The organism is Streptococcus sp. V940 (genome assembly GCF_054353495.1).
This window is the reverse complement of the sequence record NZ_JBTHHZ010000002.1, coordinates 140,727-158,726: the sequence shown is the minus strand read 5'-3', so window position 1 is coordinate 158,726 and position 18,000 is coordinate 140,727. Positions and strand designations below refer to the sequence as shown.

At 41.0% G+C, this 18,000-nt stretch carries 14 protein-coding genes; 11 read left to right on the top strand and 3 right to left on the bottom strand.

Annotated features, from left to right (window positions below):
- Nucleotides 1-147 precede the first annotated feature (147 nt).
- The 3 genes from ACXYSM_RS06665 to leuS all read right to left on the bottom strand — a co-directional run bounded on the left by ACXYSM_RS06665 (nucleotide 148) and on the right by leuS (nucleotide 3,885).
- Nucleotides 148-570, bottom strand: coding sequence for a GNAT family N-acetyltransferase (locus ACXYSM_RS06665; protein ID WP_458634810.1), 423 nt, complete (start codon nucleotides 568-570; stop codon nucleotides 148-150).
- Nucleotides 571-582: 12 nt separating this feature from the next.
- A complete protein-coding gene (locus tag ACXYSM_RS06660) occupies nucleotides 583-1,275 on the bottom strand; it encodes a GNAT family N-acetyltransferase (protein ID WP_458634809.1) in 693 nt (230 codons plus the stop codon).
- A gap of 108 nt (nucleotides 1,276-1,383) precedes the next feature.
- Nucleotides 1,384-3,885 (bottom strand): leucine--tRNA ligase, encoded by a 2,502-nt coding sequence (gene leuS, locus ACXYSM_RS06655; protein WP_458634808.1) that lies wholly within the window; start codon nucleotides 3,883-3,885, stop codon nucleotides 1,384-1,386.
- A 150-nt stretch (nucleotides 3,886-4,035) separates the two neighbouring features.
- On the opposite strand from leuS, the gene ACXYSM_RS06650 reads away from it, so the two are divergent.
- From ACXYSM_RS06650 to ACXYSM_RS06600, 11 genes are all read left to right on the top strand, one after another.
- Nucleotides 4,036-5,685: a sensor histidine kinase gene (locus ACXYSM_RS06650; RefSeq protein WP_458634807.1), complete on the top strand. Its 1,650-nt coding sequence runs from the start codon at nucleotides 4,036-4,038 to the stop codon at nucleotides 5,683-5,685.
- The gene (locus tag ACXYSM_RS06645) at nucleotides 5,678-6,448 is read left to right on the top strand and encodes a response regulator transcription factor (protein ID WP_458634806.1); all 771 of its coding nucleotides are present in this window, start codon (nucleotides 5,678-5,680) and stop codon (nucleotides 6,446-6,448) included. The genes ACXYSM_RS06650 and ACXYSM_RS06645 overlap by 8 nt, the downstream gene beginning before the upstream one ends.
- 113 nt (nucleotides 6,449-6,561) lie before the next feature.
- Nucleotides 6,562-7,608 carry an ABC transporter substrate-binding protein gene (locus ACXYSM_RS06640; protein WP_458634805.1) on the top strand — a complete coding sequence of 349 codons (1,047 nt, stop codon included), beginning with the start codon at nucleotides 6,562-6,564 and terminating at the stop codon, nucleotides 7,606-7,608.
- 12 nt (nucleotides 7,609-7,620) lie between these two features.
- Nucleotides 7,621-8,712, top strand: coding sequence for an ABC transporter ATP-binding protein (locus ACXYSM_RS06635; protein WP_458634804.1), 1,092 nt, complete (start codon nucleotides 7,621-7,623; stop codon nucleotides 8,710-8,712).
- On the top strand, nucleotides 8,702-10,360 hold the full coding sequence (locus tag ACXYSM_RS06630; RefSeq protein ID WP_458634803.1) for an ABC transporter permease: 1,659 nt from the start codon (nucleotides 8,702-8,704) through the stop codon (nucleotides 10,358-10,360). Before ACXYSM_RS06635 ends, ACXYSM_RS06630 begins: the two co-directional genes overlap by 11 nt.
- 142 nt (nucleotides 10,361-10,502) lie before the next feature.
- On the top strand, nucleotides 10,503-11,519 hold the full coding sequence (locus tag ACXYSM_RS06625) for an NAD(P)H-dependent glycerol-3-phosphate dehydrogenase (protein WP_458634802.1): 1,017 nt from the start codon (nucleotides 10,503-10,505) through the stop codon (nucleotides 11,517-11,519).
- Nucleotides 11,520-11,540: 21 nt separating this feature from the next.
- Nucleotides 11,541-12,440: a UTP--glucose-1-phosphate uridylyltransferase GalU gene (gene galU, locus ACXYSM_RS06620; RefSeq protein ID WP_458634801.1), complete on the top strand. Its 900-nt coding sequence runs from the start codon at nucleotides 11,541-11,543 to the stop codon at nucleotides 12,438-12,440.
- 122 nt (nucleotides 12,441-12,562) lie between these two features.
- Nucleotides 12,563-15,103: a penicillin-binding protein PBP1B gene (gene pbp1b, locus ACXYSM_RS06615; RefSeq protein WP_458634800.1), complete on the top strand. Its 2,541-nt coding sequence runs from the start codon at nucleotides 12,563-12,565 to the stop codon at nucleotides 15,101-15,103.
- Between the two features lie 8 nt (nucleotides 15,104-15,111).
- Nucleotides 15,112-16,044, top strand: coding sequence for a DMT family transporter (locus ACXYSM_RS06610; protein WP_458634799.1), 933 nt, complete (start codon nucleotides 15,112-15,114; stop codon nucleotides 16,042-16,044).
- 63 nt (nucleotides 16,045-16,107) lie between these two features.
- A complete protein-coding gene (gene dapD / locus ACXYSM_RS06605) occupies nucleotides 16,108-16,806 on the top strand; it encodes a 2,3,4,5-tetrahydropyridine-2,6-dicarboxylate N-acetyltransferase (protein ID WP_303405559.1) in 699 nt (232 codons plus the stop codon).
- 61 nt (nucleotides 16,807-16,867) lie between these two features.
- Nucleotides 16,868-17,998, top strand: a complete 1,131-nt coding sequence (locus tag ACXYSM_RS06600) for an N-acetyldiaminopimelate deacetylase (RefSeq protein ID WP_458634798.1) — start codon at nucleotides 16,868-16,870, stop codon at nucleotides 17,996-17,998.
- Nucleotides 17,999-18,000 lie beyond the last annotated feature (2 nt).

The following is an 18,000-nucleotide window of genomic DNA, read 5'->3' as shown; positions in this document are numbered from 1 at the left end:
AAAAAAGCCACCTGATTTGGTGGCTTCTTTAGGGAGATTATTATGAAAAAGAAAAGTTTAGGATTTCTATTAAATAAAGTTAGGAGGTCTTTACTTAATGATTACATGATACATGAGTAAACTTAAAGTTAACTTAAGATAAAAGAATTATTTAAATTTTTTTCGATCCACCCAAATCATTCCTGTACAATCATAAGTAGATAAGACTTCAAACCCCAGAGAACGGTAAAAACCCAAGGTTTTTTCTGTCTGTTCAGTCGCTAGTTGTATTTGGTAGGCATCCTTATAGTCAGCTAAGGCTTCTTTCATCAAGTTACTACCAATTCCTTGGCGCTGATAGCTAGGCAAAACAATCAAATCCTGGACAAAAACCGATGAAAAACCGTCTCCAACCAGACGCACTAAACCAACGATTTCCTCACCATCACGCGCAAGATAAGTCGTTAGCGAATGAGACAAGGCCTGCTCCAACATCTGTGGCTGATTGGTATAGTTTGTCCAACCAACTGCCTGATAGAGATGTAAAACGTCATCAATTGAAATAGATGTTTCTTTTGTAAATTTTATCATAGTAGAACCTTTCTAACATTGCCTAAGCGATTTTATCTGCTGCCCATTTTTATCAAAGTTTTTAGGAGCCAACCATGTTTCCAAACGAGCTTTGACTTGTGGCCAGTCCTTATCGATCATGGACAACCAATCCGTATCTCTGGTACGCCCTTTATAAATAACAGCTTGGCGGAAGGTTCCTTCATAGACAAAGCCCAAACGTTCTGCTGATTTTCTAGATGGAAGATTGAGGGCGTCGCACTTCCACTCATAGCGACGATAGTTGAGTTCTTCAAAAACATAACGAGCTAGCAAATAGTGAGCTTCTGTTCCCATCCTGGTCTGTTTGAGAGCCGGAGAAAAGGTCACCGCGCCAACTTCAATGGTGCGATTGGCTTGGTCAATACGCATGAGAGAAAAAGTCCCCAAGGCCTTACCCGTCTCCCTATCCAAGATAGCATAGAAAAAACGGTCCTTACGATCCAACATCTGATTTAAAAGACTAACCAGTTCCTCCATATCTGCCACTGGCTCCTGAAAGAGGTAGGTCCACATCTCCCGAGGACTATCTGGGCCATAAACAGCCAGCAAATCCTCCGCATGCTTTTCCACCGAAAGAGCTTCTAGAATCGTATACTGTCCTTCTATCCGTACAAGCGAGGGTAAAACTCCAGGTGTATCATCTACAGGTTCACCAATCATCTGACCGTATTCATTTACTGGCATAGCTTTCTCCTTGTCTCACACTTATAAGTTTAAAGATGTGAATAGTATATCACATCTCACAGGTAATCTACAAAAATCCTCCAGATTCTACTCTGAAGGATTCATATCTTATTTAACAACAATATTAACGAGTTTATTCGGTACCGCAATCACTTTCACGATTTCTTTGCCGTCGATCTCTGCCTTGACGTTGTCATCAGCCAGAGCGATTTCTTGCAATTCTTCGCGTGACAGATCTTTAGCAACCATCAATTTCGCACGGACTTTACCTTTGATTTGAACGACGATTTCGATTTCGTCTTCAACCAATTTACTTTCGTCCCATGTTGGCCAAGCTACGTAAGAGATAGACTCACCTGTTGCTGCCACTGTTTGCCAGAGTTCTTCTGCCAAGTGAGGCGCAAATGGAGCGATCAATTGGATAAAGCCTTTGGCGTAATCCACATAGAGTTTGTCTTCCTTGTTAGCTGCGTTGACAAAGACCATGAGCTGAGCAATGGCTGTGTTGAATTTCATGGACTCGATTTGCTCTGTGACAGCTTTAACGGTTTCGTTATAAACCTTGTCTAGAGCACCATTGTTTTCTGCAACGATTTCTTTGCTTGTAATCAAACGGTAAACACGGTCGAGGAACTTACGACTTCCTTCCAGACCTTCTTCTGACCAAGCGATAGAAGCATCGAGTGGTCCCATAAACATTTCATAAACACGAAGGGTATCAGCACCGTATTGTTCCACCACATCGTCTGGGTTGACCACGTTCTTGAGGGATTTAGACATCTTGGCTGGCGCTTGCTCCAATTCTTCCCCTGTTTCCACATGGAAGAAGGAGCCATCACGTTTTTCAACCTTGTCAGTCGCCACAAGAGCCCCACGATGGTCACGGTAACTTGTTCCCAAGATCATTCCTTGGTTAAAGAGTTTTTGGAATGGTTCTTTGGTTGGAACGACACCGATATCATAAAGGAATTTGTGCCAGAAACGAGCGTAAAGTAAGTGAAGAACGGCGTGTTCTGCACCACCCACGTAGATATCGACTGGCAACCATTGTTTGAGGAGGTCCTCATCGGCCAATTTCTCAGTGTTGTGTGGGTCAACGTAGCGGAGGTAGTACCAGCTTGAACCTGCCCATTGTGGCATAGTGTTGGTCTCGCGACGACCTTTAACACCATCTTCACGAGTCACTTCAAGCCAGTCTGTCAAGTTGGCTAGTGGACTTTCACCCGTACCTGAAGGGCGGATGTCCTTGGTTACTGGCAAGACAAGTGGCAAGTCACTTTCTGGAACGGCTGTTGAAGTCCCATCTTCCCAATGAATGATTGGGATTGGTTCACCCCAGTAACGTTGACGGCTAAAGAGCCAGTCGCGGAGACGGTAGGTAACCTTTTCTTGACCACAGCCTTTTTCTTCCAACCAAGTCACAATTTTAGCAATCGCTTCTTCTTTGTTGAGACCGTTCAAGAATTCAGAGTTGACGTGAAGTCCATCTTCTGTGTAGGCAGCCTCTGCTACGTTTCCACCTTCCAACACTTCTACGATTGGAAGTCCAAACTGTTTAGCAAATTCCCAGTCACGTTGGTCGTGAGCAGGAACAGCCATGACAGCACCCGTTCCATAGCTAGACAAAACGTAGTCGGCAATCCAGATTGGGATTTCTTTACCATTGACAGGGTTTACAGCATAAGCTCCCGTCCAAACCCCTGTTTTTTCCTTAGCAAGGTCGGTACGAGCCAAGTCTGACTTGAGGCTAGCTTGGTGTTTGTAGTCAGCTACAGCCTCAGCTTGTTCAGGACTTGTGATGGCATCTACTAGTTCATGCTCAGGTGCCAAAACAGTGAAGGTCGCACCGAAAAGGGTATCTGGACGTGTCGTAAACACGGTGAATTCCTTATCAGTACCTTTCACTTTGAAGGTCACATTGGCACCAGTTGATTTCCCAATCCAGTTGCGTTGCATGTCCTTGATAGACTCTGGCCAATCCAGGTCATCCAAGTCAGTCAGCAAGCGCTCTGCATAGGCAGTAATTTTAAGCATCCATTGGCGCATTGGTTTGCGGACAACTGGATAGCCACCACGCTCAGAAGTTCCGTCAGGAAGGACTTCTTCGTTGGCTATAGCTGTTCCGAGTTCTTCCACCCAGTTTACGGGCACTTCTGCTTCATAGGCCAAGCCTTTTTCGTAAAGCTTAGTGAAAATCCATTGCGTCCATTTGTAGTAGTTTGGATCTGTTGTGTTGACTTCACGGTCCCAGTCGTAAGAGAAGCCAAGTGCGTTGATTTGACGTTTGAAGTTGGCAATGTTTTCTGCTGTAAAGTCAGCTGGATCATTACCAGTATCCATAGCGTATTGCTCTGCTGGCAAACCAAAGGCATCCCAACCCATTGGGTGAAGGACATTGTAACCCTGGGCACGTTTGAAACGGCTGAGAATATCTGTCGCTGTGTAGCCCTCTGGGTGTCCTACGTGAAGACCCGCTCCTGAAGGGTAAGGGAACATATCAAGTGCATAAAACTTCGGTTTTGATGCGTCCGTTCCTGTCTTAAAGGTATGATGGTCAGCCCAGTATTTTTGCCACTTAGGCTCGATTTCTTTGTGATTGTAAAAACTCATGCTGTCTCTCCAATTTTCGTGATGCTCCTATTATACCATTTTTAGGTAGAATTCGTCTCTTTCTTTTCACCTCTTTTCTTTTTTAACCTTGCCTTCCATTTTTAATACTGCTATACTTACTTTAGTAAACTCTTTCCAAAGAGGTGATTTATGTCTAATTCTTTCAAAAACTCTCTCCAAAAAGAGATTATTCATCGCAGTTCTTTAGCTGCACTAGCAACTTCTCTCTTGCTCCTCATTCTTTTATTTGGATTTTCCTATTTCCTTCAAAAACAACAATTGAACACCGATACTCAACAAATCGCCCAGCATGTCCAAGACATGAAACAAGCCAATCATGAGTTGTTGGAAACCATGAATAAGAAAATGGTTCCAGAGTTTTTAGAAGGCAAACACACTGATAGAGAATTATTTAGTCTATTCTATGAAACCAAAGCTCAGCTAAAACTCAGTTCTGATTTTCTCATCCTCGATGATACAGGAGAGCTTTTATTTAGTACCAATCGCAACCATAAAGAAACAATTTTAACTCCCTATTATTTGAAATTATTAATTCAAAATCCTACTCAGGGTTCTGTTTCTGAGAAAGTTGCTCTATCTGTGGACAAGCAACATTATGCCGTCTTTATTATGCCCATAGTTCACAACCAGCGAGTACGAGCTTACAGTATTTCCTTTGTGAATGAGAACGACTTTGTGTCAAGCATCCCCTTGATTAATTCAAAATACGTCATCACAGACACTTTCGGTAATATATACTCGAGCAATACCAATCAATTCACACAATCAACTCTGGAAAAGTTTGATGAGAAATCGCTCCGTTCAAAAACACACTGGTTCGTTGAAAATCCTCTTTTGATTGAAAAACGAAAAGTTGATTCGATTTTTTCGATTTACACTTTCCAATCATTCTTTCCTATTTCTAGTTTACTTACCCTTGCCTCAATTCTAACGCTCTGTATCTTTTTACTATATTTCTGGCAAGCTAGGAGAATCGCCCATAAAATCGCAACTCACAATGCCGGCCCTATCGAAAGTTTGGTCTATCAACTGCAGGAAATTCCTAAGAAAGAGGATAAAAAGTTGATTCTCCAGACAGGAGACGAATTTGAACTGATAGCTGAGAAAATCAACGATATGCTACAGGAGTTGGATGAGCTTCATCAAAAGATGTTAACTATCGAGAAGGAAAAATGGATCTTTGAAAGAAAGATGCTAGAAGCTCAGTTCAACCCTCACTTCCTATACAATACCTTGGAGACCATTAAAATCACGAGTATGATTGATGCGAGTATTACTCAAGAACTGATTCAAAACCTCACGCGCATCTTACGATACAGTGTAACAGAATTAGAGAAAGAAACGACTCTTGGAAAGGACCTAGAGATTATTGAAGCTTATCTAAAAATTCATCAAATTCGTTTTGAACAATTTTCTTACCAAATTGACTGTTCTCAAAGTCTATATTCCCAAACCGTTCCGAAACTTTTCCTATTACCACTTGTAGAAAATGCTCTCAAATACGGAAGGCAGTATCGAATCGACCTTGCCATTTCTATCCAGATTACTCAAAAACAAGAGGCACTAACTTTTATCGTTACGGATAATGCTGGCGGTTTAACCAAACAAGAACGCCTACATATCTTAGAGTCTCTGAACAGCCCACACACACAGCACGGTATTGTCAATAGTTACAAACGATTGAATAACTTTTTTGAAAATGTCGAATTGGATTTAGGAGTGAACCCGCAAGGTGAAACTTGGGTAAAATTTGTTACGAAAGGAAGAACACATGTTTAAGCTAATCATTGTCGAAGATGAGCACCTCATCCGAAAATGGCTTGAATTTGCCGTTGATTACTCTGCTTTAGGCATTCAAGTTGTAGGAACCGCTAGTCATGGACAAGAAGGGATGGAACTGATTCAAAAACTTAAACCACATATTGTGCTGACGGATATTACCATGCCCATCATGGATGCTTTCATGATGTTTGAAGCTACAAAGTCTCTCTCCTATGAAAAGGTAATCCTATCTGGCTATGATGATTTTCAAAATGCTAAAAAAGCTATGCAATTTGGAGCCGTAGACTTCCTGTCTAAACCTATAAATGTCACAGAATTAACGGAGTGCCTAGAAAAAATAACACTACGTCTTCAGATAAATCAACACCAAAATAATCCATTTTTACAAGACTATCAAACCTTTGTCGCTTCTCTTCAAAAAATCAATCCTCAAAACCAACTGATCCAGCAAATCCTCGAATTTGTGCATCAACACTATTCCCAACACTTTACCATTTCTACCATCGCAGAGAATTTAGGGTATAGCGAAAGTTATCTCTACAAAGTCATCAAGGAAGATTTCCCTATTACCTTGAATGAGTATATTCTACAATACCGTTTAAAACAGGCAGTCGAAAAGATAAGCCAAGAACCAGATGTTCCACTTAGTCAAATCGCTGAAGAAGTGGGGTTCTCAGACTATAAGTATTTTGGGAAAGTTTTTAAGAAATACTTTCATATCTCTCCAAAAGAATTAAAAAATATTGGAAGAATAGTATAAACACTATTCTTCTTTTTTGTAGAGAATTTTACCCTATTAGGATAGAATTTTGAGTTTTAAAAACGCTTACATTTTTTTACAATAGAACTATCAAAACTATGGAGGTATCCATCATGAAAAAGAAATGGATGTATTATGCTGCTTGTGGACTTGCCCTTTTGGGACTTACTGCTTGTTCTTCTGACGACGCTTCAGGAGGAAATGCAAGTGACAATGGAGGAAGTGATTCACTAGTAATCTATTCACCAAACTCAGAGGGCTTGATTGGAGCAACTATTCCTGCCTTTGAAGAAAAATATGGAATTAAAGTAGAACTCATTCAAGCAGGAACTGGTGAACTCTTCAAAAAACTAGAATCTGAAAAAGAAGCACCGGTAGCAGATGTCATCTTTGGTGGTTCATATACACAATATGCTACTCACGGAGAACTCTTTGAAAATTACGTTTCTCCAGAAAATGAGAATATTATCAAAGAGTATCAAAATACAACTGGTTACTCAACTCCTTATACACTGGACGGTAGTGTTTTGATTGTAAACCCTGATTTGACAAAAGATATGAATATTGAAGGTTATAGTGACCTTATCAAACCAGAACTGAAAGGAAAGATCGCAACTGCAGACCCTGCTAACTCTTCTAGTGCCTTTGCTCAACTCACAAATATGTTGCAAGCACAAGGTGGTTACACAGATGACAAGGCTTGGACTTATGTCAAGGATCTCTTTACCTTAATTGACGGTAAAATCGGTTCAAGTTCTTCTGGTGTTTATAAGGCTGTAGCAGATGGTGAAATGGCTGTTGGTCTTACATACGAAGATCCTGCTGTTAAACTTCTAAACGACGGAGCTAATATTAAAGTTGTTTATCCAAAAGAAGGAACCGTCTTCTTACCAGCAAGCGCTGCAATCATTAAAAATGCTAAGAACAAAGAAAACGCTAAGAAATTTATCGATTTCATTATTTCACAAGATGTTCAAGACACTCTAGGCACTACAACTACTAACCGCCCTGTTCGTAAAGATGCTAAAACTAGCGAAAATATGAAACCAATCAACCAAATCAAAGTACTAACTGAAGACTACGATTATGTTATCAAAAACAAATCAGAAATTGTTAAGAAATATAATGAAATCTTTACAGATATCCAATCTAAACAGTAGAAGGGGTTGACTATGAGCGAGATTAAAATTATTAATGCTAAGAAAATCTACAATGATATACCTGTTATTGAAAATCTAAATGTTACGATTCCTAAGGGGAGCCTTTTCACTCTTCTTGGACCTTCAGGTTGCGGGAAAACAACTTTGCTTCGTATGATTGCTGGTTTCAATAGTATTGAAGGAGGAGAATTCTACTTTGACGATACTAAAATCAACAATATGGAACCTAGCAAACGAAACATTGGGATGGTTTTCCAAAACTATGCGATTTTCCCACATTTGACTGTACGCGATAACGTAGCATTCGGACTCAAGCAAAAGAAAGTTCCAAAAGATGAACTCATCAAACAAACAGATAAATATCTTGAGTTGATGCAGATTGCCCAGTACGCTGATCGTAAACCAGATAAACTTAGTGGTGGTCAACAACAACGTGTTGCCCTTGCACGTGCCTTGGCTGTTAATCCTAGCGTTCTCCTCATGGATGAGCCCCTCAGTAACTTAGATGCCAAACTTCGTCTAGATATGCGTCAAGCTATCCGCGAAATTCAACACGAAGTTGGTATTACAACTGTCTATGTAACTCACGACCAAGAAGAAGCGATGGCTATTTCTGACCAAATCGCCGTTATGAAAGATGGTGTTATCCAACAAATTGGTCGTCCAAAAGAGCTTTACCACAAACCAGAGAACGAATTTGTCGCAACCTTTATCGGTAGAACAAACATAATCCCTGCTCGTTTAGAAAAGCAAGCTGATGGATCTTACATCGTCTTTGAAGACGGCTACTCTCTTCGTATGCCAGCTCTTGACCACGTTGAAGAACAAAATATTCGTGTCAGCATCCGTCCCGAAGAATTTATCCGTGATGAAAATGGCCTAATCGATGGAACAATTACCGACAGCGTTTACCTTGGCTTGAATACTGAATACTTCATTGAAACAGAATTTGCTCCAAAACTTCAAGTTAGTGAAGAATCTACATTCGAAGAAGATTTAGAAAAAGGAAATCATGTTCGTTTACGTATCAATACTCAGAAACTCAATGTCTTCTCTGAAGATGGTTCTCGTAATCTCATAAAAGGAGTCAGCCATGGATCGTAAAAAACTAAATATCTGGACTGCATCTTCCTTCTTCATTTTCCTTACATACTTAGTTTTCTTAGTCTACCCAATTGTGACTGTATTAAAGCAAGCGTTGATACATGAAGGGAGTTTCTCTTTAGAAAATTTTGTAACATTCTTCAGCAAATCTTATTATTCTGAGACACTCATTAATAGTTTTAAGGTTTCTGTAACTGCCACAATTACCTCTGTCGTTGTTGGTACCTTGCTAGCTTATCTTTTTTCAATGTATGACTTCAAGGGAAAGAAATTTTTACAAATCTTGATTATCATCGCATCCATGTCAGCTCCCTTTGTAGGTGCCTATTCTTGGATTCTACTCCTTGGTAGAAACGGTGTTATCACAAAATTTCTAACCAGCACACTACATTTGCCAGGTTTTGATATCTACGGCTTTAAAGGCATTGTACTTGTCTTTACACTCCAACTTTTTCCTCTCGTATTCCTATACGTAGCTGGAACCATGAAGAGTATCGACAACTCCCTTTTAGAAGCTGCTGAAAGTATGGGTTCCTTCGGCTTTAAACGAATCCTAACCGTCATTTTGCCTCTCCTAGTCCCAACTTTACTCGCGGCGGCACTCCTAGTCTTTATGAGAGCTTTCTCAGACTTCGGTACTCCGATGCTGATTGGTGAGGGATATCGTACCTTCCCAGTATTAATCTATACTCAATTTATCAGTGAAGTTGGAGGTAATTCAGCTTTCGCATCCGCCTTAGCAATCATGGCTATTACAATCGCCCTTGCTATCTTCCTCATCCAAAAGTACATTTCAAATCGTTTTAGCTTCAGTATGAACTCGCTTCATCCAATTGAACCTAAGAAAACAACAAAAGGAAAGATGGCTGCTATTTATGTGACTGTCTATGGCATTATCTTGTTCTCTGTATTACCTCAAGTTTACTTGATTTATACATCATTCCTTAAGACATCAGGTATGGTATTTGTTAAAGGATACTCATTAAATAGTTATAAGACAGCCTTTAACCGTATGGGATCTGCTATTTTCAATACCATTCGAATCCCTCTACTTGCCTTAATTCTCGTTGTTGTCTTTGCGACCTTCATCTCATACCTTGCAGTTCGTAAGCGCAACCTATTTACGAATCTAATCGATAGTCTTAGTATGGTACCTTATATCGTGCCAGGAACAGTTCTCGGTATTGCCTTTATCTCTTCATTCAATACAGGTATCTTCGGAAGTGGGATCCTTATGATCACAGGAACAGCCTTTATCATGATTATGTCCTTATCTGTCAGAAGACTTCCTTATACGATTCGCTCTTCAGTTGCTAGTTTGCAACAAATTGCTCCTAGTATCGAAGAAGCTGCTGAAAGTTTGGGGAGTAGTCGTCTCAATACCTTTACTAAAATCACTACCCCAATGATGCTTTCAGGTATCATCTCAGGAGCAATCCTATCATGGGTAACAATGATTTCAGAACTTTCTACTTCGATTCTCTTATATAATGTTAAAACTAGAACAATGACCGTAGCTATCTACACTGAAGTACTTCGTGGGAATTATGGTGTGGCAGCAGCCTTATCTACTATCCTTACTGTCTTAACAGTTACTTCCTTGTTATTGTTTATGAAGATTTCTAAAAACAACAGTATTACGCTCTAGTTTTTCTCCTAAAGACAGCCAAATTACTTATTGGCTGTTTTTTTCCTCTCTTACTGAGTTTGCTCTTCATAAATAATATAGATGCAAGTTAGTGCTTTTTATGGTAGAATATAGGAAAGTGCTTTCTCAGAAGGAGGGAAAAATGAACAAACAAACCATCGCTGTTTTAGGGCCTGGTTCTTGGGGTACTGCTCTGTCACAAGTTTTAAATGACAATGGACATGAAGTACGTATCTGGGGAAATATTCCTGACCAAATTGACGAAATCAATACACAACATACCAATAAACGCTATTTTAAGGATACTGTTTTAGACGAAAAGATTGTTGCCTACCATGATTTAGCAGAAGTCTTGAAGGGCGCTGACGCTGTCTTGTTCGTCGTTCCAACTAAGGTGACAAGATTGGTAGCTCAACAGGTAGCTGCTGTTCTTGATCATAAAGTGGTTATTATGCATGCTTCAAAAGGTCTCGAGTCAAATAGTCACAAACGTCTTTCAACCATTCTTGAAGAAGAAATCCCTGAAGAGTTCCGCAGTGAAATTGTGGTTGTATCTGGTCCTAGTCACGCAGAAGAAACAATTGTCCGTGATATCACCTTGATTACTGCTGCTTCTAAAGATTTAGAGACAGCTCAGTATGTTCAGACACTCTTTAGTAACCACTACTTCCGTCTTTATACCAATACAGATGTGATTGGAGTGGAAACAGCTGGTGCTCTTAAAAATATCATTGCTGTTGGTGCAGGGGCCCTTCATGGACTTGGCTTTGGTGATAATGCTAAAGCAGCTATTATCACGCGCGGGCTTGCGGAAATCACTCGTCTAGGAGTCAAGCTTGGAGCAAATCCACTGACTTATAGCGGACTTTCAGGTGTTGGGGATTTAATCGTTACTGGAACTTCTGTCCACTCACGTAACTGGCGTGCTGGAGATGCTCTTGGGCGTGGCGAAGCCTTGGCAGATATCGAAGCAAATATGGGAATGGTCATTGAAGGAATCTCAACAACCAAAGCTGCTTACGAATTAGCGCAAGAGCTTGGAGTCTATATGCCTATTACCCAGGCTATTTACCAAGTTATTTATGAAAATGTTAATATTAAGGATGCTGTTTCTGAACTCATGAGTAACGAGTTCAAGGCAGAAAACGAGTGGTCATAATCACCGTTAGAAAGGAAGCTCATGAAGCAAAAAGTTAGAAAAGCTGTTATCCCTGCTGCGGGACTTGGAACTCGTTTCCTACCAGCAACCAAAGCCTTGGCCAAAGAAATGTTGCCAATCGTGGATAAGCCAACCATTCAATTCATCGTTGAAGAAGCTCTCAAGTCTGGAATTGAGGACATTCTTGTTGTAACAGGGAAGTCAAAACGTTCTATCGAAGACCACTTTGACTCAAACTTTGAACTAGAATATAACCTCAAGGAAAAAGGAAAAACAGATCTCTTAAAATTAGTTGATGAAACGACTGGCATGCGCCTTCACTTCATCCGTCAAACACACCCACGCGGACTCGGAGATGCCGTTTTACAAGCCAAAGCATTCGTTGGGAATGAACCTTTTGTGGTAATGCTCGGAGATGACCTCATGGATATCACTGATGACAATGCTGTCCCATTGACCAAGCAACTCATGAATGATTACGAAGAAACTCACGCTTCTACTATCGCCGTAATGCCTGTACCACACGAAGAAGTCTCTGCTTATGGTGTTATCGCACCTCAAGGTGAAGGAAAAGATGGACTTTATAGCGTTGAAACCTTCGTTGAAAAACCAGCACCTGAGGACGCACCAAGTGATTTAGCGATTATCGGTCGTTACCTCCTCACACCAGAGATTTTTGGTATTCTTGAAAATCAAACGCCTGGTGCCGGAAATGAAATCCAGCTAACAGACGCTATCGATACCCTCAACAAAACCCAACGTGTATTTGCTCGTGAATTCAAGGGGGCTCGTTATGATGTTGGAGACAAGTTTGGCTTTATGAAAACTTCAATCGACTACGCACTTAGACACCCTCAAGTCAAAGATGACTTGAAAACTTATTTGATTAACCTTGGGAAAGAACTCTCAGGAGAAAAATAATCCCTTAAACCAGGTTGAAAATACCTGGTTTTTTTGTTGCCTAAACACCTCCAAAGCTAGTCCAAGCCTAATTTCTTGCAATCATTGCTTTTATGGTATAATAATAAGGAGTGAGGAAAGAAATGAAGAATAAATTATTATCTATGAAAGAAAAAGGACTGGCCTTACTGGAGTCCCTTAAAACAAAACTAAAAAATATACATCTAGGAAACAAAGGTCCTAAAAATTCTAAAAAGAAAAAGCAAACCAAAACTGATATTTGGACTATCTTTGCTAATATCTTACTAGGAATCAAGGCAACCTTTAATACTCTATTCATCATCGCCTTCCTTGGTGGACTTTTAGGTACTGGGGTCGTTTTCGGTTATGCTGTATCTCTATTTGACAAAGTGGCCGTTCCTCAAACAGAAGATTTAGTCAAACAAGTGAACGATATTTCATCCATTTCTGAGATTCACTATGCTGACGGTTCCATGATTGGTGCTATCGAAAGTGACCTCCTTCGGACATCTGTTGCATCAGATGCTATCTCAGACAATCTCAAACAAGCTATCGTTGCGACCGAGGATGAACATTTCGCCGAACATAATGGAGTCGTTCCTAAAGCGATTATTCGTGCCAGTCTTGGAAACTTTATCGGACTTGGTTCTTCTAGTGGAGGTTCTACACTAACACAGCAGCTCATCAAGCAACAAGTGGTTGGTGATGCTCCTACACTAACCCGTAAAGCTACTGAAATCGTGGATGCCTTGGCCTTAGAGAGAGCAATGAGCAAGGACGAAATCTTGACCACCTATCTTAATGTCGCTCCATTTGGTCGTAACAATAAAGGGCAAAATATCGCAGGAGCTCAACAAGCAGCCAAGGGTATTTTCGGTGTTGATGCCTATCAGCTAACGATACCTCAAGCAGCCTTCATAGCAGGCTTGCCACAAAGCCCTATCTCTTACTCACCTTATGAATCTACGGGAGAAATGAAGAGTGAAGAAGATATGGCACTTGGTATCAAACGCTCTCAAGATGTTCTTTACAATATGTACAGAACAGGGGTCCTCAGTCAGGAAGATTACGAAACCTATAAAGCATACGACATCAAACAAGATTTCTTACCAGCTGAAAGTGTAAACGTAACTTCTAGGGGCTATCTCTACTTTACTGCTCTCGATGAAGCAACTAATCTCATGTATGACTACTTGGTACAAAAAGACAACGTCTCTGCCCAAGAACTCAAAAACGAGTCTATCCAAAAATCCTATCGTGAATTAGCTGAAAAAGAGATTCAAAATGGTGGTTACCGTATCACAACTACAATCGACAAAGCTATCCATACTGCCATGCAAGATGCAGTCGCAAACTATGGCTATCTAGTCGACGATAATACCGGTCAACCTGAAGTCGGAAATGTTTTGATGGATAATCAAACGGGAGCTATCTTAGGATTTGTCGGTGGCCGCGATTACCAAAGTAACCAAAACAACCACGCTTTTAATACCAAACGTTCTCCTGCTTCAACTACTAAACCAATCCTAGCCTACAGTATTGCCATTGACCAAGGTTTGATGGGAAGTGCAAGTGTCCTATCCAACTATCCAACCAACTTCTCAAACGGAAATCCTATCATGTATGTCAATAGCTCCGGTACTGCCATGATGAGTCTTAAAGAAGCTCTCAATTATTCATGGAATATCCCAGCCTACTGGACTTATCGTACCCTCCGTGAAAAAGGAGTCGATGTTCGCTCTTACATGGAAAAAATGGGCTATGAAATCCCAGAATACGACATTGAAAGTTTGCCTATGGGTGGAGGAATCGAGGTTACTGTAGCTCAGCATACAAACGGATACCAAACCTTAGCCAACAACGGTGTTTATCATAAGAAATTCATGATTTCGAAAATCGAAAAAACGAATGGTGAGGTTATCTATGAGCACAAAGACGAACCTGTACAGGTCTACTCTAAAGCGACTGCAACCATTATGCAGAGCTTGTTGAGAGATGTTATTTCGTCACGAGTCACTTCAAGCTTCCAGAGCGATCTTGCTTCTATCAATCCAAGTTTAGCGGGTGCTGACTGGATTGGTAAAACTGGTACGACCAATGAAGATGGTGACATGTGGCTCATGCTTTCAACTCCAAGATTGACACTTGGCGGTTGGCTTGGCCACGATGACAACCGACCTCTTGGAAAGGGAGCTGGTCACTACCGCAATGCTAAGTATATGGCTTATCTGGTCAATGCTATTCAGCAAGCTTCTCCTTCTGTTTGGGGTTCTGAACGCTTTAGCTTGGACTCCAGCGTCACTTCTTCTCAAGTTCTTAGATCGACTGGTCAGAAACCAGGTAAGGTTACTATTAACGGTAGAGAAATTGAAGTAACTGGAGAAATGGTAACAAGCTATTGGGCTAATCAAACTGGCGCTCCAACTACTACCTACAGATTTGCCATTGGTGGAAGCGATGCTGACTACCAAAATGCTTGGAATACTATTTTGGGAAGTTTGCCAAAATCTTCTAATTCCAACAATAATAATTCAAACAACAATAACAATAATCGAAATAACAATAGCAATAATAATAGCAACAGTAACAGCAATAACGGTAATAATAACAATAATATTACCAACGGAAGTAACGACTCTTCGTCAAATAGACTACAACGCTAACCTTTTATATGAATCACTATCAAAAGAATATTTTTAAGGGAACCATTTACTCCCTCCTATCTGGATTAATATGGGGTATTTGTGGCATTTTAGGAGAATTCTTCTTTACGCATTATCAAGTATCATCCGGCTGGATTACTTCCATGCGACTAAGCCTTGCAGGTAGTTTCGTACTTATCTTGTCTAGCTTTAAGTTTCGCTCACAGCTATTCGATGTCTGGAGAAAGCGCAAAAACTACCTGCCTTTTCTGGCTTATGCCATCTTAGGAATCTTCTCTGTTCAGTATTTCTTCTATCTCTGTGTAGAATACTCTAATGCGACAACTGCAACCATCCTACAATTTATCAGTCCTGTCTTCATTCTCATCTACAACCGTATCATCTACAAGAAAAAAGCTTCTAAAAAAGCAATCTTCTATGTTTTAACTGCAATGATTGGGGTCTTTTTGATGGCTACCAAAGGCGATTTCTCTAAGTTATCCATCACTCCTATCGCTGTATTAACTGGACTACTCAGTGCACTGGGCGTTATGTTTAATGTCATCTTACCCCAGCCATTTGCTCGAAAATATGGTTTTGTTCCCACCGTTGGTTGGGGAATGATGCTGGCTGGACTCTTTAGTAATTTTCTCTACCCTGTATATAGAATTAGCTTTCAGCTGGATTTGGTGAGCATCTTGATTTGTTTGACCATTGCCTTTCTGGGAACAGCTTTTGCCTTTTTCCTATCTATGAAGGCTGTCTCGCTGGTGTCCCCTTTGGTGGTGTCAGTGGTTAGTGCAAGTGAACCGCTATCCTCTGCTATTCTAAGCGTTCTATTTCTAGGTCTGGTCTTGGACGGCTACCTGCTATTAGCTATGATTTTGATTATTATTCCCATGATCTTCTTATCCATCGAAGAATCAAAGGACAAACTGAAAGAATCTTCTTTTAACACTTAAGGCTTCAATTTTGAAGCCTTTTTTGGTAGAATAGTAAGCATTACAAAGAGTGAGGAGACATCTATGACTGCTACAAAAATGAATGCACAAGAAATTATCCAATTTATTGCAAATGCTGAGAAAAAGACAAGTGTAAAAGTGACCTTTGAGGGGCAGCTTACTGGATCTATCCCTGCTTCTGTTACCAAGCTTGGAAATGTTCTCTTTGGAGACTGGAAGGATATCGCTCCTCTTCTCGAAGGACTGACTGAAAACAAGGATTATGTTGTTGAGCAAGACGCTCGCAACTCAGCTGTACCTCTTCTTGATAAACGCGACATCAATGCTCGTATCGAACCAGGGGCTATCATCCGTGACCAGGTTGAGATTGGCGATAACGCTGTTATCATGATGGGAGCTGTGATCAATATTGGTGCTGAAATCGGTGCTGGCACTATGATTGACATGGGTGCTATTCTAGGTGGACGTGCTATTGTCGGTAAAAATAGTCACGTAGGTGCGGGAGCTGTTCTTGCAGGTGTTATCGAACCAGCTAGTGCAGAGCCTGTCCGTGTCGGTGATAATGTACTCATCGGTGCTAACGCTGTGGTTATCGAAGGTGTTCAAATCGGTAGCGGATCTGTTGTTGCAGCAGGTGCCATCGTCACTCAAGATGTTCCAGAAAATGTTGTGGTGGCAGGTGTTCCGGCTCGTGTTATCAAAGAAATCGATAGCCAAACTCAACAAAAAACAGCGCTAGAGGATGCGCTTCGTACCTTGTAATTAGTAACAGAGGCGGAAACTTTTCCAGCCTCTTTATCGTATCAATAGAAGGAAATTAGATATGTTAGATTTGATTCAAACTCGACGCGACCTTCACCAAATTCCTGAGATTGGTTTAGAAGAAGTCAAGACTCAAGCTTATTTGCTCAATGTCATTGAGAAATTAACAGCTGGTAAGGATTTTGTTCAGATTCGTACTTGGCAAACAGGTATTTTAGTGTATTTACAGGGAAGTCAGCCAGAACGTACCATCGGTTGGCGGACAGATATCGACGGACTCCCAATCGTTGAACAAACAGGTCTTGCCTTTGCCTCTCAACACCCAGACCGTATGCATGCTTGTGGGCACGACTTTCACATGACCATTGCCCTAGGAAGTCTCGAACGCGCTCTAGAAAACCAACCTAAAAATAATCTCCTCTTTCTCTTCCAACCTGCCGAGGAAAATGAAGCAGGGGGCATGCTCATGTATGAAGATGGGGCCTTTGGCGACTGGTTGCCTGACCAATTCTATGGGCTTCATGTTCGTCCAGACCTAAAGGTTGGTCAGATTGCGACCAATACTCATACACTCTTTGCAGGAACTTGCGAAGTCAAGATTCGTTTCAAGGGTAAAGGTGGTCACGCTGCCTTTCCACATCAAGCAAACGACGCTCTGGTTGCAGCTAGCTATTTTGTCACTCAAGTTCAGTCAGTTGTAAGCCGTAATGTCGATCCTATCGAGGGAGCTGTCGTCACTTTCGGTGTCTTTCAAGCTGGAACAACCAATAATGTCATCGCTGATACAGCTTTCTTGCATGGAACCATTCGAGCCCTCACACATAGTATGAGCCTCTTAGTTCAAAAACGTGTCAAAGCCATCGCTGAAGGTGTCGCAGCTGCTTTTGATATGGATGTGGAAGTTGAACTCAAACAGGGAGGTTACCTACCTGTCGAAAACAACCCTGAATTAGCCCAGGAATTGATGACCTTCTTTGATGAAAAAGAAGGAATTGAACTAATCGACATCGAACCTGCCATGACAGGAGAAGACTTTGGTTATCTTCTCTCCAAGGTTCCTGGTGTCATGTTCTGGCTCGGAATTGATAGTCCCTATGCTCTTCACCATCCACAGATGAGTCCTAAGGAAGAAGCTCTGGCTATCGGTGTCGAGGCTGTATCAAGCTTTTTAGCAAAGAAAGGTGTGGAGTAAAC